Origin of the sequence: Nostoc sp., assembly GCF_036919595.1 — a bacterium.
Classification (GTDB): Bacteria; Cyanobacteriota; Cyanobacteriia; order Cyanobacteriales; family Nostocaceae; genus Nostoc.
Genome location: NZ_JBALCO010000095.1, coordinates 1 through 14,205 on the forward strand (window position 1 = coordinate 1; position 14,205 = coordinate 14,205).

9 protein-coding genes and 2 pseudogenes are annotated in these 14,205 nt (G+C 41.7%); 9 read left to right on the forward strand and 2 right to left on the reverse strand.

Annotated features, from left to right (window positions below; translation table 11 throughout):
* Positions 1 to 196 precede the first annotated feature (196 nt).
* From V7K21_RS14195 to V7K21_RS14215, 5 genes and pseudogenes are all read left to right on the forward strand, one after another.
* Positions 197 to 1,840, forward strand: a complete 1,644-nt coding sequence (locus V7K21_RS14195) for an AAA-like domain-containing protein (RefSeq protein ID WP_335175223.1) — start codon at positions 197 to 199, stop codon at positions 1,838 to 1,840.
* A gap of 560 nt (positions 1,841 to 2,400) precedes the next feature.
* Entirely contained in the window at positions 2,401 to 3,408 is a 1,008-nt protein-coding gene (locus tag V7K21_RS14200; RefSeq protein WP_335175225.1) for a YihY/virulence factor BrkB family protein, read from the forward strand.
* 165 nt (positions 3,409 to 3,573) lie between these two features.
* Positions 3,574 to 4,125, forward strand: a pseudogene (locus tag V7K21_RS14205) (DUF421 domain-containing protein).
* A 40-nt stretch (positions 4,126 to 4,165) separates the two neighbouring features.
* Positions 4,166 to 5,461, forward strand: a complete 1,296-nt coding sequence (gene purB / locus V7K21_RS14210) for an adenylosuccinate lyase (RefSeq protein ID WP_335175227.1) — start codon at positions 4,166 to 4,168, stop codon at positions 5,459 to 5,461.
* Positions 5,462 to 5,642: 181 nt separating this feature from the next.
* The gene (locus V7K21_RS14215; RefSeq protein WP_335175229.1) at positions 5,643 to 6,182 is read left to right on the forward strand and encodes a DUF4126 domain-containing protein; all 540 of its coding nucleotides are present in this window, start codon (positions 5,643 to 5,645) and stop codon (positions 6,180 to 6,182) included.
* A gap of 282 nt (positions 6,183 to 6,464) precedes the next feature.
* Here the strand turns inward: V7K21_RS14215 and hemH are convergent, their stop codons facing one another.
* Positions 6,465 to 7,631: a ferrochelatase gene (hemH, locus tag V7K21_RS14220; protein ID WP_335175231.1), complete on the reverse strand. Its 1,167-nt coding sequence runs from the start codon at positions 7,629 to 7,631 to the stop codon at positions 6,465 to 6,467.
* Between the two features lie 96 nt (positions 7,632 to 7,727).
* Here hemH and V7K21_RS14225 point away from each other — a divergent pair, with 96 nt between their 5' ends.
* The 4 genes and pseudogenes from V7K21_RS14225 to V7K21_RS14240 all read left to right on the forward strand — a co-directional run bounded on the left by V7K21_RS14225 (position 7,728) and on the right by V7K21_RS14240 (position 10,657).
* Positions 7,728 to 8,351, forward strand: coding sequence for a class I SAM-dependent methyltransferase (locus V7K21_RS14225; protein WP_335175233.1), 624 nt, complete (start codon positions 7,728 to 7,730; stop codon positions 8,349 to 8,351).
* A 270-nt stretch (positions 8,352 to 8,621) separates the two neighbouring features.
* A pseudogene (locus tag V7K21_RS14230) lies at positions 8,622 to 9,139 on the forward strand (hypothetical protein).
* A 3-nt stretch (positions 9,140 to 9,142) separates the two neighbouring features.
* On the forward strand, positions 9,143 to 9,658 hold the full coding sequence (locus V7K21_RS14235; protein ID WP_335175235.1) for a hypothetical protein: 516 nt from the start codon (positions 9,143 to 9,145) through the stop codon (positions 9,656 to 9,658).
* 168 nt (positions 9,659 to 9,826) lie between these two features.
* A complete protein-coding gene (locus V7K21_RS14240; RefSeq protein WP_335175237.1) occupies positions 9,827 to 10,657 on the forward strand; it encodes a dienelactone hydrolase family protein in 831 nt (276 codons plus the stop codon).
* Positions 10,658 to 10,725: 68 nt separating this feature from the next.
* Here V7K21_RS14240 and V7K21_RS14245 read toward each other — a convergent pair whose 3' ends face one another.
* Positions 10,726 to 13,842, reverse strand: a complete 3,117-nt coding sequence (locus tag V7K21_RS14245; RefSeq protein WP_335175239.1) for an MFS transporter — start codon at positions 13,840 to 13,842, stop codon at positions 10,726 to 10,728.
* Positions 13,843 to 14,205: the final 363 nt, after the last annotated feature.

Here is a 14,205-nt window from a genome sequence, read left to right on the forward strand (position 1 = left end):
CATTGGGAGACCTCAAGCTTTGGTTTCGTTACCTTTATCTTGTGGTTTCCCTTTCTTTTTTGCTACCCCTTCTCACTCACATAAGGCGTACTATAGGAGATATCACTTTCATAAATGGTCGTATCATCGTTGAAAGTTGCGCTGTGATCTTGGCATAAAAAATATAGAATACCAATTATTAATCCACTTAGAGCGTATGAACCGCCAAAAGATTTTAATTCTAACTGCGAATCCTACCAATACCCAACCATTACGTTTAAGTGAAGAAGTCCGAGAAATTAAAAGTGCTTGGGAACGCTCATTAAAACGAGAACAATTTGAAATTCTCGTTGAAGAAGCTGTACGTCCCAAAGAATTACGCCGTGCTTTGTTAACTCATAAACCCCAGATACTTCATTTTTCTGGACATGGTAGCCGTGAACAGGGATTAGCTTTAATGGGAGATTCAGGGAAAGCTGTGTTAGTTACACCTGATGCACTCTCACGTTTTTTTAAAGCTTTAAAAGAGATTTTTACTATAGAAACTGTTTTACTCAATGCTTGTTATTCAGAAGTACAAGCTGAAGGCATTTATCCATATATTAATTATATTATAGGTATGAATACAGCAATAGGAGACGAAGCAGCTACACAATTTTCTATTGGTTTTTACGATACCCTTTTTAATGGAGAATCTATTGAAAATGCCTTTGTTTTGGGTTGCAATGCCATAGAGTTAGAAAACATACCCGAACATTTAACACCTATTTTTTGGAAAAATAGCCTCATCTCAGCCTCTATCAACCCACAGCCTCAAAGTGAAACTAAAGTTATTTTTGATAATAAAATTATTTTTGAGAATATTGATAGTCAAGTTCCCCTTAATTCTCCCTTTTGTATCGAGCGTCCAGAAGTGGAAATTAAATGTTATGAATCTATCCTCCAACCAGGGGCATTAATCCGCATCAAAGCTCCGCGCAAGATGGGCAAAACTTCCTTAATGAGTCGCATCCTCCACCATGCTAAAAAACAAGGCTATTGCACAGCTTTTTTGAATTTATGGAGTAAAGAAAATCTCACAGACCTTAATACGTTTTTACAGGGATTTTGTGTAATTCTGAGTGAAGAATTAGGAGTAGAAGAACAAATAGATAAATATTGGAATAACCGCTTAAGTAGTCAAAGAAACTGCACTAATTATTTTAAAAAATATTTATTAAAAGCTATTGAAAATCCCCTAGTATTAGGCTTAGATGATATTGACCAGATTTTTCCTTATACTGAGATTGCCCAAGAATTCTTTGCCTTACTCCGAGTTTGGCATGAAAATGGGGCAAACGAAGAAGTTTGGCAAAAATTACGCTTAGTAATTGCTCATTCTCAAGAAGTTTATATTTACCTAAAAGTGAATCAATCCCCTTTTAATGTGGGTTTATCTATCGAAATAGGAGAATTTAACTCTACACAAATAAAAGAATTAATCCAACGACATGGATTAAATTGGTCAGAAGCAGAAATCGAACAATTAAAGGGAATGATTGATGGTCATCCTTATTTATTAAGAACTGCTCTTTATCAAATTGCTAAGGGTAATTTAACCTTAGAACAATTTCTAAAAATTGCGCCAACTGACGAAGAATTATTTGGGGATTTTTTATATCACTATCTTTTGCTTTTGGAAGATGATAATTTGTTGAAAACAGCAATGCAACAAGTAATTAATAGTGATGTTCCCATTAAATTAGATTCAAGACAAGCTTTTAAATTACGCAGCATGGGACTAATTAAATCCAAAGGCAATGAAGTCCAATCCCTTTGTAATTTATATCGCCTTTATTTTCAAGAACGCCTAGCGGAATGATTACAGGTCGTGGGATAAAATCTGTTTACAGGTTTTGACTATGAGCTTACTTGGGGGTGCAGAAGAACCAATATTCCTAAGCAATAAGCATCACTCACATAATCAGTCGTTTTCTGCAAAGCGATCGCGACTCACGACCAATTGCCCCAAAAACCCCTTGTTGTTAACACGAGGGGAATTTTAGACTGAAGTACATAAATACCAATTATGACAAATAGTCGCATCTTTGATGTAGACATTAAACTTGTCCGAAAATTGAAAAAGCATTCTTTGCCTAGCTTAAAGATAGTTGAAGTATGATAGACCAAAGGTAGACGCTCAAACCTCAATCGTACCATTTTTTTGTACCAAAATTTATATCTCAGACAGGTCTATTGTCTACCAAAAATGTTTACCAAAAAGCAAATGATTTATAGATATTGCCGTCAAGCAAATTATCGACTCTACTAAATTCCTCCTTCAGGACGCTACACAAACTCCCTTGGGTGGATGCCGTTACTTCAGAAATAAGTATCAAATATATCATGAAGTAAGCGACATCTTCTAAGGAGACTGATTGGATGAATTTACAGGCGATTTGGAAGTTATTACAAGAGACATTCAAAGAATGGAGTGAGGATAAAGCTTCACGGTTAGCGGCAGCGTTAGCTTACTACACAATTTTTTCCATTGCACCGTTACTAATTATTGTAATTGCGATCGCAGGGGTAGTATTTGGAGAAGACGCAGCAAGGGGTCAAATCGTTGGACAAATTCAAGGTTTAGTCGGTAAAGATGGGGCACAATTTATCCAAACAGCCATTCAGAATGCTAATAAACCACAGACAGGAGCGATCGCTTCCATTATTAGTGTTGTAGTTTTGTTAGTGGGTGCTACTGGTTTATTTACCGAGTTGCAAGATTCCCTCAACACGATTTGGGAAGTGAAAGCGAAACCCGGACGCGGCGTAAATAATATGATTCGCCTACGCTTTTTGTCCTTTGCAATGGTGATCGGGATTGGCTTTCTACTTTTAGTTTCTCTGGTAATTAGTACGGGGTTAGCAGCATTAGTAAAATACTTTGGCAACATCCTACCCGGTGTTGATTTCCTCTGGCGAATAGTTAACTTTGCTTTATCTTTTTCGAGCACTACAGCACTATTTGGGTTAATTTTTAAAGTTCTGCCTGATGTCAAAATTACTTGGAATGATGTTTTTATTGGATCTGTTATTACCTCATTTTTGTTCTCTATCGGTAGGTTTTTATTAGGACAATATCTAGGTAATGGCAGTTTTGGTTCAACCTACGGTGCTGCCGGTTCACTGGTGGTGCTTTTAGCTTGGGTTAACTATGCTGCACAGATTCTTTTCTTCGGTGCAGAGTTTACCCAAGTTTATGCCCGAAGGTACGGAAGCGGTATAGTCCCAACAAAGGATGCTATACCTCTGTCTGATAACACTAAAGATAATGGCACAAATACAACGGGACGATCATCCACTAATAAAAAGCCATCTTCTAACTTGATTAACCGCTTATTCCAGTCTTTTAAAAAGCCCAAACGCTTAAAAAATAGAAGAAAAGATTAGCGATTTTAATCTCGCAATATTGGAATTTTATATTTGTAAATCTGATACATCTTGAAGGATTAAACCTTTAAGAAAAATCAGGTTTATGAAATAAGACCACAGATAAATAACCTGATCCTGGATTTTTTCCAGAAATCTATTGAGAAAGGAAGAAAATCAGTGCTAATGGAAAAATGGTTTTTTATCAATTGGCAGTCAATCTTTGTTCCTAGCATTAGCGTCTTGGAGTTGATTATCCGTGGATCGCTGGTATATTTAGCACTATTTTCAGTGCTACGTTTCCTTCCTAGTCGACAACTAGGAACACTAGGAATAAGTGATTTACTAGTAGTTGTGCTATTTGCTGAAGCTGCCCAAAACGCTATGGCAAGTAATTATACATCGATTACTGAGGGCGCTATTCTAGTAGGAACTGTGATTTTTTGGAGCTATTTGCTGAATTGGTTAGGCTAAAAAATACCTCAGTTCCAACGTTTTATGAATCAGCCACCGCTGCTACTGGTAAAAAATGGTTGGATGATTCAGCGTCATTTGCAACGAGAGTTAATTACAGAGGATGAGTTGATGAGCAAGTTACGTCAGCAAGGTGTGGAATTTTTAGCAGATGTGAAGTTTGCATATATAGAGGCTGACGGTAGGATTAGTATCATCACCTTTGATTCAAAAACTCGTTCTGTCCCTGAGCAAAAAGCAGCACTAAAAAGTGATCTACATTAATTAAACTGTAAAATATGACGGTTGTATTCTATGCCTAACTGTGATTGAGCGTTATACTTTGCCCGAAATGGCTAATCTGTGGAGTGAAGCCTATAAGCTAAAAACTTGGCTGCAAGTCGAAATTGCTGTTTGTGAGGCTCAAGCTGAACTGGGTTACATTCCATCTCAGGCGGTTGAGGAAATTAAAGCCAAGGCAGATTTTGACCCGAAACGAGTGCTGGAAATTGAGGCTGTAGTCCGCCACGATGTCATCGCTTTCTTGACAAATGTCAATGAATATGTAGGTGATGCCGGACGCTACATTCATCTGGGTTTAACCAGTTCGGATGTTTTGGATACAGCTTTAGCACTGCAATTGGTTGCCAGCCTGGATATATTATTGCAACGTCTGGAAGATTTGATTCAAGTAATTCGCCAAAAAGCACAAGAACATCGTCATACAGTGATGGCTGGTCGATCGCATGGTATCCACGCTGAACCGATTACTTTTGGTTTCAAGCTAGCTGGCTGGTTAGCAGAAGTGTTGCGACACCAAGAACGCTTGAGAATTCTTCACCAAACTATTGCCGTGGGTAAGATTTCTGGTGCAGTAGGAACCTATGCTAACGTTGAACCGCGTGTAGAAGCGATCGCTTGTGAAAAACTCGGACTCAAACCCGATACGGCCTCAACACAAGTTATTTCCCGCGATCGCCACGCTGACTATGTGCAACAATTAGCTTTGGTAGCGGCATCCATCGAACGTTTTGCTGTAGAAATTCGCAATCTGCAAAAAACAGACGTTCTGGAAGTTGAAGAATTCTTCGCCAAAGGTCAAAAAGGTTCCTCGGCGATGCCACATAAGCGTAATCCCATCCGTTCGGAACGGCTGACAGGAATGGCACGACTTGTCAGAAGTCATGCAGGTGCAGCCTTGGAAAACGTGGCTCTCTGGCATGAAAGGGACATTTCCCACAGTTCTGTAGAACGGGTAATTTTGCCAGATGCTTGCACTTTGACGCACTTTATGTTGATAGAAATAACCGACTTGGTAAAAAACCTATTGGTCTATCCTGAGAACATGGAACGAAATCTCAACTCTTATGGTGGCGTTGTGTTCAGCCAAAAAGTACTACTTGCCTTGATAGACAAGGGAAGCAGCCGTGAAGAAGCTTATGCGATCGTTCAAGAAAACGCTCATGCTGCTTGGAATAAGCCAGAAGGCAATTTTCACGAATTAATTAGCAAAGACTCCCGTGTTACCCAAAAGTTGTCCCCAGCAGAAATTGAGGTGAGTTTTGACCCCCAACAGCATCTCCTGCATTTAGAAGAGGTTTACCAAAGGTTGGGTATTTAGCTTTAATTGCTAATGGGCATGGAAAATTAACCAATCCCCCATGCCCCATGCCCTATGCCCAATCTCAACGAATAAATGTATTGCGTAAGTCGTAAAAATTTTAGTTCAGTGCTGGAATTATTAGTAGCAGTGGGTAGTATAAACAACAAATACTCACTCACCTAGCACTCTGAGTGCCCTAATGATTGAAATCCTAGCCATACTTTCTGCCTCTGCGGCAGCAGGAATGAGAATAGGTACACCTCTGCTGATTATCGGACTGTTGCAGGGTAGTAACTTATGGTCACAAGTTCCAATTTTATCTCACATTTCTCCACCAATCTTATTAGGCTGCCTCAGCTGTTGGTCTTTAATTGAATTATTAGCCTCAAAAAAGCTATGGGGGCAAAGATTGCTACAACTGGTTGAATTATTCATGTCTCCCGTCGTTGGAGCAATTATGGGTTTAGGAGTAGCTTCTGCAACAGCAACGCCAAACTGGCTGATTGCCTTAATTGGGGGTTTGTTAGCTTTAGTACTCCAGCTAGTTCAAGTTGGTTGGTTTTATCGGTTACGCGGCTTACCCTTGTGGGCAGTCTTTCTTCAAGATACCTTGTGTGTAGCTCTAGTACTTTTTGCCTTTGGTGCTCCCTCGCAAGGAGGATTAATTGCTTTAATGCTGCTCTGGTTTGCAGTTCGTAGCGCGAAGCAGTGGTATGACTGGTATTGGCAGAAAAGTTAGGAGTTCAAAGTGAGAAGTTAGGAATGAAGATAAAAGTTAAGAGTGAAAAGTTAGGGAGAAAAACTTAAAACTCCTAACTCCGCCCGTGTGCAACTTTTACTCAAACCTAACCCCCCTGCCCCCTTTCCTATGAGGGAAGGAGGAAAATTCAAAGCCTCTGACGCCACGTGCAACAAGAGTGGCTCGCCACTTAAGGCAGTGGCTCCTCCTTTCAGGAGAGAGGAATGGAAGTGAGGTCAAAATATTAAGTTGCACATCGCGTTAACTCCTAACTCGTTTCATTTACTGCAAAAGCCCGATCATATGCAAGAAGCCGTGACCGGTAATCAGCTCGATGATTAAGGCAATGAAGCCCAGCATAGCAATCCGACCATTCCAGACTTCAGCGCTAGTAGTCAGACCCCATTCCCAACGCTCTTGGGGGTACATTTTCACCCTTTTTTTCATTTGGGCAGCTTGTGAAAGCTTGAAACTGGGGTTTTTCAGCGCATCAATCACCAGGTCTGCAAGTGCATTAATAAACACTGGATGGGTATTGGGAGCAGGAACACGACGGAAGTTGTGAATTCCTGATTCTTCTGCTACTTCCCGATACTCAATATCAATTTCTTGCAGTGTCTCGATGTGTTCTGAGACAAAACTAATTGGCACGACAACTAAATCCTTCACACCTTGTGCGCCTAGTTCTTTGAGGGCATCTTCAGTATAGGGTTGGAGCCATTCTACTGGGCCGACGCGACTTTGGTAAGCTAAGGTGTGGACATTGGGCCGATTGAGGGTCTGCATCATCAGGGCAGTGCATTCCTCAATTTCTTGCTGGTAAGGGTCGCCAGCCTCCTCAACGTAGCTTTTAGGAACGCCGTGAGCACTGAAGAATATATGAACCTTGTCTGGATTAGGAAACTGATCGAGTTCTTGGGCTATGAGTTCCGCCATTGCTTGGAGGTAGCCTGGTTGTTTGTACCAGGAAGGAATGACGGTATAATCAATGTGTTGAAGCTTTGGGTCTTCTTGCCAAAGCTTTTCTAAGAGCCGGAAGCTAGAACCACTGGTGCTGATAGAAAACTGAGGATATAGTGGTAAGATTACCAGGTTTTGTATATTATCTTGGGTAAGCTGTGCGATCGCCTCTTCTGTATAAGGATGCCAATAACGCATTCCCACGTAGATATTGGCTTCTTGCCCCAAATAACCCAACTGTTCTTTTAGAGCTTCCCCTTGCGCTTCTGTAATTCGCCGCAGTGGGGAACCACCACCAATTTGCTTATAATTTTCTTGAGAGGTTTGGAGTCGCCGCGAGGCAATAAACCAGGCTAGGGGCTTTTGCAACCAGCGAAATGGTAGGCGAATAATTTCCGGATCGGAAAATAGGTTGTACAAAAACGGCCCGACATCCTCTAGCTTATCAGGGCCACCGAGATTGAGTAATAAGACGCCTACACGACCCATAGCAGTTACTTTCCCCCAATCTTTTCAGGTTTTTTACTAATGTTAACAATATATATCTTTATTAAATAATAAAGCTTAATAGCAAGGAAATATGCAATGGCAACAATTTTAAGGGATTGGAGTTACCGCTATCAGTGGCTGTATGATGGGATCTCTCGTTTAGCAGCCTTAAGTGTAGGTGGTGAAGCCCGTTTTCGGCAACTTGCTTTGCAAGGCTTAACAATTCACTCAGAAACTCAGGTCTTAGATTTATGTTGCGGCAGTGGTCAAACGACGCAATTTTTGGTAAAATTTTCACAAAATGTAACAGGATTGGACGCCTCACCCAAGTCTTTGCAACGGGCGCGGCAAAATGTACCTGAAGCTTCCTATGTCGAAGCTTTTGCCGAAAAGATGCCATTTGCAGATAATCTGTTTGATGTGGTGCATACCAGCGTTGCATTACATGAGATGCAGCCTCAGCAATTGCGAAAAATTATTAGTGAAGTTTATCGAGTGCTGGAACCAGGAGGGGTGTTTACGCTGGTGGATTTTCATGCTCCTACGAATCCGATATTTTGGCCCGGTGTGTCAGTGTTTTTGCTGTTGTTTGAAACGGAGACAGCTTGGGAATTGTTAAAAACTGATTTGGCTAGATTATTGGCAGAGACGGGGTTTGAAGTGAGTAAACCCACTTTATATTCTGGTGGTAGTTTACAAGTGATACAGGCGAAGAAGTGAAGGATACGCTTTAGTTATATCTTGCATCTGCCCCATATTCCGTCAATAAATTTCTTCTTTTATAACGTAAGTCTACTCAAGTTGACTACAACCTTTACTCAGTCGTTTTCTAGAAAACTTGAGCTATAAGCCTCAGAATGAATTTTGTGGCGGTTTTGGGGACTAATGCAAGTTGTGAGTTTATTAATGGTTAAGATATCTACCTGATCAATGAAACAGGGGTAATTGTTATATTCAAATTAGGATGATGAAATTTTTAGGTTAATAAGAATGACACAGGAATTAATAAACCTCAGAACTTTTATTCAGGAAGGACGTTACGCAGATGCCTTGATAATTGTTGATAAATTAGAGGGGATGAGTAAACAAGCTATTCTGCGAAATATCGAAGCTTATTTAAGGATTTTGCTAATTCATTTGATTAAGAACCAAGGAAAACTGCGATTAACAATTCTTGGGTTGCTTCTATTCGTAATTCACTTAAAGAAATCAAGAAACTCAATCTCAAAGACAATAAAAAATCCTATTATATCAATTTAAACGAATGGGATACTTATATTGAAAATGAAATAGAAGTAGCAGTACCTGATACTAGTGTGGAAGTTTTGAATGGAATTTACAATGAATTTCAACTTACTGAAATGGTAGATAGAAACCAGATTCTTCAGACTACTTTGAAGTTTTTAGCGCTAACTTATTCTTATTCAGTTAAGGAGTTACCCGCAGTTGTGGCTGAAACTTTAACTCAGCTACCCGGTGGAGAAGATTGGAAAGCAGGTAGGCGGTAAAAAATGACTCAGGAACTAATAGACCTCAAAAATAGTATTTTGGAAGGACGTTATGCAGATGCCTTAACAATTGTTGATGAATTAGAAGGCATGAGTAAACAAGCTATTCTGCGAAATACCCAAGCTTATTTAAGGATTCTGCTGATTCATTTGATTAAAAACCAAGTAGAGCAACAATTAACTGGTTCATGGGCAAATTCTATTCGTAATTCAATCCGAGAAATTAAAAAACTGAATATCAAAGATAATAAAACATCTTACTATATTAATTTAGATGAATGGGAAAATTTGATAGAAGAGGAAGTTATTGAAGATGCGATCGCTGATGCTAGTGAGGAAGTGATGAACGGCAAATTTAGTCGCTCTCAGTTGTCAGCAATGCTAGATAAAAGCCAGATTTTAACTACAGCCACTAGTTTACTGGCTTTAACATATACTTATTCGCCAAAGGAATTACCAGCGATTATGGATGATTATCTTACTCAGTTAGCTGGTGGAGAAGATTGGATAAATCGGTAAAAATAAGGCGATCGCTCTTTGTATACAGGCAAAGCAATAGAATGAATTACAGGGAACGATGAGGTAGCAAACAAAGTCAATATTACGGCAAAACGATTGCTAACCCGTAGTATTTACATTATAGTGCTGTACGGATAACCAACAATAAAGTTTTCGCCAATTTTGATCATGAAAGAAATAACACGCCGCAAATTTATTACAACAGCCAGCGTGGCGACGGGTTTTGCCTTGGCTGTGCAACCCATTTCTGCCGAAGTTATCACCACTGAAGCCAAGGGGTTGGTAGCTGGTGCAGTGAAAATTCCTGTTAAAGATGGGGAAATTCCTGCTTATAGAGCAGAACCTACCACTGGTGAAAATTTCCCCATTGTCCTGGTGATCCAAGAAATCTTTGGAGTCCACGAGCATATTCAGGATATTACTCGTCGCTTTGCTCAGTTGGGGTATTTGGCGATCGCACCTGAATTATTCATCCGTCAGGGGGATGTCTCGAAATTAAGCAGTACAGACGAAATTCGCCCAATTGTAGCCAAAGTGCCAGATGCCCAGGTGTTATCGGATCTCGATGCCACGGTAGACTGGGCGGTGAAATCAGCTAAGGGTAATGCCGATAAATTGGCGATTACAGGCTTCTGTTGGGGGGGTCGCATTACCTGGTTGTATGCAGCACACAATCCGAAGCTGAAGGCAGGTGTGGCGTGGTATGGGCGACTGGTGGGTGATGCTACTGAACTTCAGCCGAAGTATCCCATTGATATTGCATCAAAACTGACAGTCCCCATTCTCGGACTCTATGGTGGTAAGGATACGGGTATTCCTTTAGATACAGTAGAGCAGATGCGCGATCGCCTAAAGTCCAGCAGTAGCAAATCTGAAATTATCGTCTACCCCGATGCACCCCATGCTTTTTTTGCCGATTATCGCCCCTCTTACCGCAAGAAAGAAGCTAAGGAAGGTTGGAAACGTCTTTTGGCATGGTTTAAAGAGCATGGCGTGTAAGTCTGCAAAATACAAAAAAAGCCTCCCATACCAGGAGGCTGAAAAGTTAGCGGAGAAAACTTGTTAAACTACGGCTTTGCAGCGATCGCTCCTCCTAATGCAGAGAAAATCGCGGAAACCGATGCTGTGGCAAATAGCCACCAAGCTGCTGTAGCTGCGGCTTTGCGGGTTTCTTCTGCTTGCCGCTGTGCTTGATGCTTCACCTGTTCTAGGCGGCGTTGTGCTTCTTGCTGTATGCGTTCTGCACGTTGCAATACTGTGTTACGGGCGCGTTCAATTTGGTCGATGATGCCGTTGGCATCTTCCTCAGAGATGTCCTCACGAGAACTCATAATTGCCACTAGGGTCTCACGATCAAAAGAAGATAGGCGATCGCGCAGGGCATCAAACCCCGCCTGGGGATCGTCAAAAACTGTGCGAATATCGCGCTTGATACTATCATAGTTAAGTTCTGGACGATCCAAGGAGTTAAGATAGTTACGGATGCGGCCGAAAACCCCATCAATTGCATCTTGAATGCCTCGTTGGATGTTCCGCACTTGTTCTACAAATTGATCCCTTACGGACACCATGTTATCGGCAATCCGTGCCGCTTCCTCATCAGAAATATCTTCCCGAATTTTTAGCAGGGCGATAATCGTAGAACGGTCAAAATGGGAAAGGCGATCGCTAAAAGTTTCTACCCCAACTCGCGGATCGTGCAACAATAGTTGCAAGTCGCGCTTGATACCTTCTGGGTTAAGTTCTTCTTTACCAGTATTCCGCAGATACTCTTCCACATTACCTGTGAATGTTTCTATTCTTTGCTGTGTGCGGGTAGCTAGGCGACGAGGCGCACGCACAAAGTTGCGAATCGAATTTTGTGTAGAATCAATGATTTCATTGACTTGTTCTTCACTTAAGTCTTGGCGTTGACTAAGCAACTTCACTAGTGTATCTCGGTCTACCTGCGACAACCGACGGCGCAGTGCGACAGCTCCCTCCTTGGGATTTTCAAATAATCTGGTTAAATCTCGTTGAATACCTTCTGGGTTGAGTTCTTGTTTACCAGTATTCCGCAGATAATCTGCGATCGTGGTGGTAACAGAGTCGTATTGCTCTTTGGCTTTTTCCACAACAGCTTGCGGTGTGTGGCGAATACTATGCCACGACTCCTCAGCAGCATTGATGGCTTGATTAACTTGATCTTCACTCAAATCTTGCCGCTGACTCAACAATTGCACTAAGGTATCGCGGTCAAAGCGAGACAAGCGGGCCCGAATGGAGGTAATTCCAGCTTGAGGATCTTCCAGTAGCTTTTTGAACTCCGCGCGGATGGCATCAGGATTCAGTTCTGATTTCCCTGTATTACGCAGATATGATTCTACATTCAGCCACAGGGTTTCTGCTTGATATTGTGCCTGTTCTGCTAGTCCTTTGGATTCTACCAAGACGCGATCGCGTTGTTTTTCAAACTCATCCAGAATGCTGTCTACTTCATATAGCTGGACATCATTACGTTGCAGCAATATCTCCCGAATCTCCTGACGTGTAACCAGCGCCAGTCGCAATGTCAGGGTTTCATAATCTGCCTCTGGGTCTTGCAACAGTGGTTTAAAATTCTGCTCAATGCCTTCGGCTGTCAAATCTGCTTTCGGGGTAACGAGCAGATAACTTTCCACTGCGCGTTGCAAGTCTTGAACTATGTCTCTTTCTTCGACAGCTCTCACTGTCACTAGCACCTCTTGGCGGACAGTTTCTAGCTGATTTGCAATCCGCTGAATTTGGGCTTGGGTAAGTAGTCCTCGTTGTTCCAAGATATTGGCAAAATCGTTGCGGGATAGTCGTTCTACTTCCCTGCGGACTATTCCTGGGTCAGCTGCTGGGTCGTAGATGACATCACGAAATTCTTGGGCAATTTTTTCCTGACTTAGTTGCCAAGCATAAGTGTTGTGCAGGTAATTTTCGACATCAGCACGAATTGGGCTATAGGGTTCTGAAGGTGTTGGCAACCCTAGCTTATCTGCTTGTTGAGTGACTTTATCTTTAGCAGTGGTGAGGCTACGCAAGATTTTTTCCACATCCAAATCAGGCAAATCTGTCCGTCCCAACACAGTGGCGCTTAAGGCAGATAGTCCTTGCTGGAGTGTACTTTGAATTAGCCCTGGAGCCGCTTTTTGGTCAGCTTGTTTGGAATCACGCTTTTCTGCTACTAACCGATCCAGTTTGGCGTTAAGTTCATCTGTCTTGCTTTGTCCTGCTGGAACTGATTTTAGATAATCCATTAACTCAGCCAGACCGTCTGGGGTGGGTGATTGCTGACTTACCACTTGCTGCCAAACTTTATACAACGTATCAGCAATGCGGCTAACGTCTTTTTTGGAAAGGTCGGTGCGACTGCTGACTAACTCGATGAACTTTTCGCGGTTGATGTTGCGAATGTGTGAAGTCCCAGCGATCGCTTTTAATTGCGGATCGTTGAGTAAATTTTCAAAGTCACCCCGAATTTTCGACAAATCTAGCTCTGGGGGACGCAGCTTTTCTAAGTAATCTTCTATGTTTTCCCGGATACTTGTAGGGTCGATGGCGCTTCCTAGTTCCCGACGGATAGCGCTAGCCGCAGCTTCAGCCGTCGCTACAACTTGGTTATTCACAGCTTTAGCGCCCAGTGCAGCTGTGGCTGTCCCCATAATCGCCTGAAACCCAGAAGTTGCCGTATTGACGACTGAGCCAATTAAGGAACCTACAGTGGTGGAACTTACCCAAACCAGGATCAAAAAGTAAGCACCCCAAATTACCAAGCCGAGAATCGCTCCCAATGCTGGGTCTAAAATTACCAGGCTCAATTTCACCGCCAGAAAAGAAGCGATTAATAAGGCGATCGTCACAGTGACTAATGTCCAAATCCCCACTGCGGTGCCGATTTTGCGAATGCTGCCGCCCAAACTTCCGACTTCCCCAGAATCGGAATCCGAATCAGATGAGTGCCCCAGGTAGGAAATACCGGCTGCAAGGGAGAGATTAGTTAGAACTAATTGGAAAGCAAAGGCTAAAATCACGCCGGAGATTAAAGCCACAAAAAAGCGTGGCCCAGAAGTGAGAACCGATGCCTGTGCTGGCGTGACGTTTGAGGATTCTACTGGAACCTGTGCTAACCACAATAGTGGTTTGTAGAGTCCCAGCATAATTTCCGTACTTTGGAACATTGTATTTCCTTCTACTAAGTTGAAATTTGGGGAATTAAGATTTTCTTGAGAAGCAACTATTAGTATCGATTATGTCTGTATCTATTGCAATACCTAACTCTGTTTAGCTCAGAATCGTAGACTTTAGCTGTTTCAAGCATCTCTCCAAAGGCTGAAAACCATATCCAGCAAAAGATATAAATTTTATTAGCTAACTATGAAAATGTTCACTATGAGTTAAAAAGCTGGCTAATTCTTGACCGCCACTTTTTAATTTTAATTGCTTAATCACAACGATTGATTTTTCTGCAATTATAATTTAATTACTGAAAAGTTACATTTCTTTACATTTTGATTTTTATCACCCTCTTAGGGTGGATTTAT

Bases quoted from the DNA above. Each gene is read 5' to 3' on its own strand.
- V7K21_RS14195 (WP_335175223.1), top strand. From the start codon at position 197: ATGAACCGCCAAAAGATTTTAATTCTAACTGCGAATCCTACCAATACC.
- V7K21_RS14200 (WP_335175225.1), top strand. From the start codon at position 2,401: ATGAATTTACAGGCGATTTGGAAGTTATTACAAGAGACATTCAAAGAA.
- V7K21_RS14215 (WP_335175229.1), top strand. From the start codon at position 5,643: ATGATTGAAATCCTAGCCATACTTTCTGCCTCTGCGGCAGCAGGAATG.
- hemH (WP_335175231.1), bottom strand. From the start codon at position 7,631: ATGGGTCGTGTAGGCGTCTTATTACTCAATCTCGGTGGCCCTGATAAG.
- V7K21_RS14225 (WP_335175233.1), top strand. From the start codon at position 7,728: ATGGCAACAATTTTAAGGGATTGGAGTTACCGCTATCAGTGGCTGTAT.
- V7K21_RS14235 (WP_335175235.1), top strand. From the start codon at position 9,143: ATGACTCAGGAACTAATAGACCTCAAAAATAGTATTTTGGAAGGACGT.
- V7K21_RS14240 (WP_335175237.1), top strand. From the start codon at position 9,827: ATGAAAGAAATAACACGCCGCAAATTTATTACAACAGCCAGCGTGGCG.
- V7K21_RS14245 (WP_335175239.1), bottom strand. From the start codon at position 13,842: ATGTTCCAAAGTACGGAAATTATGCTGGGACTCTACAAACCACTATTG.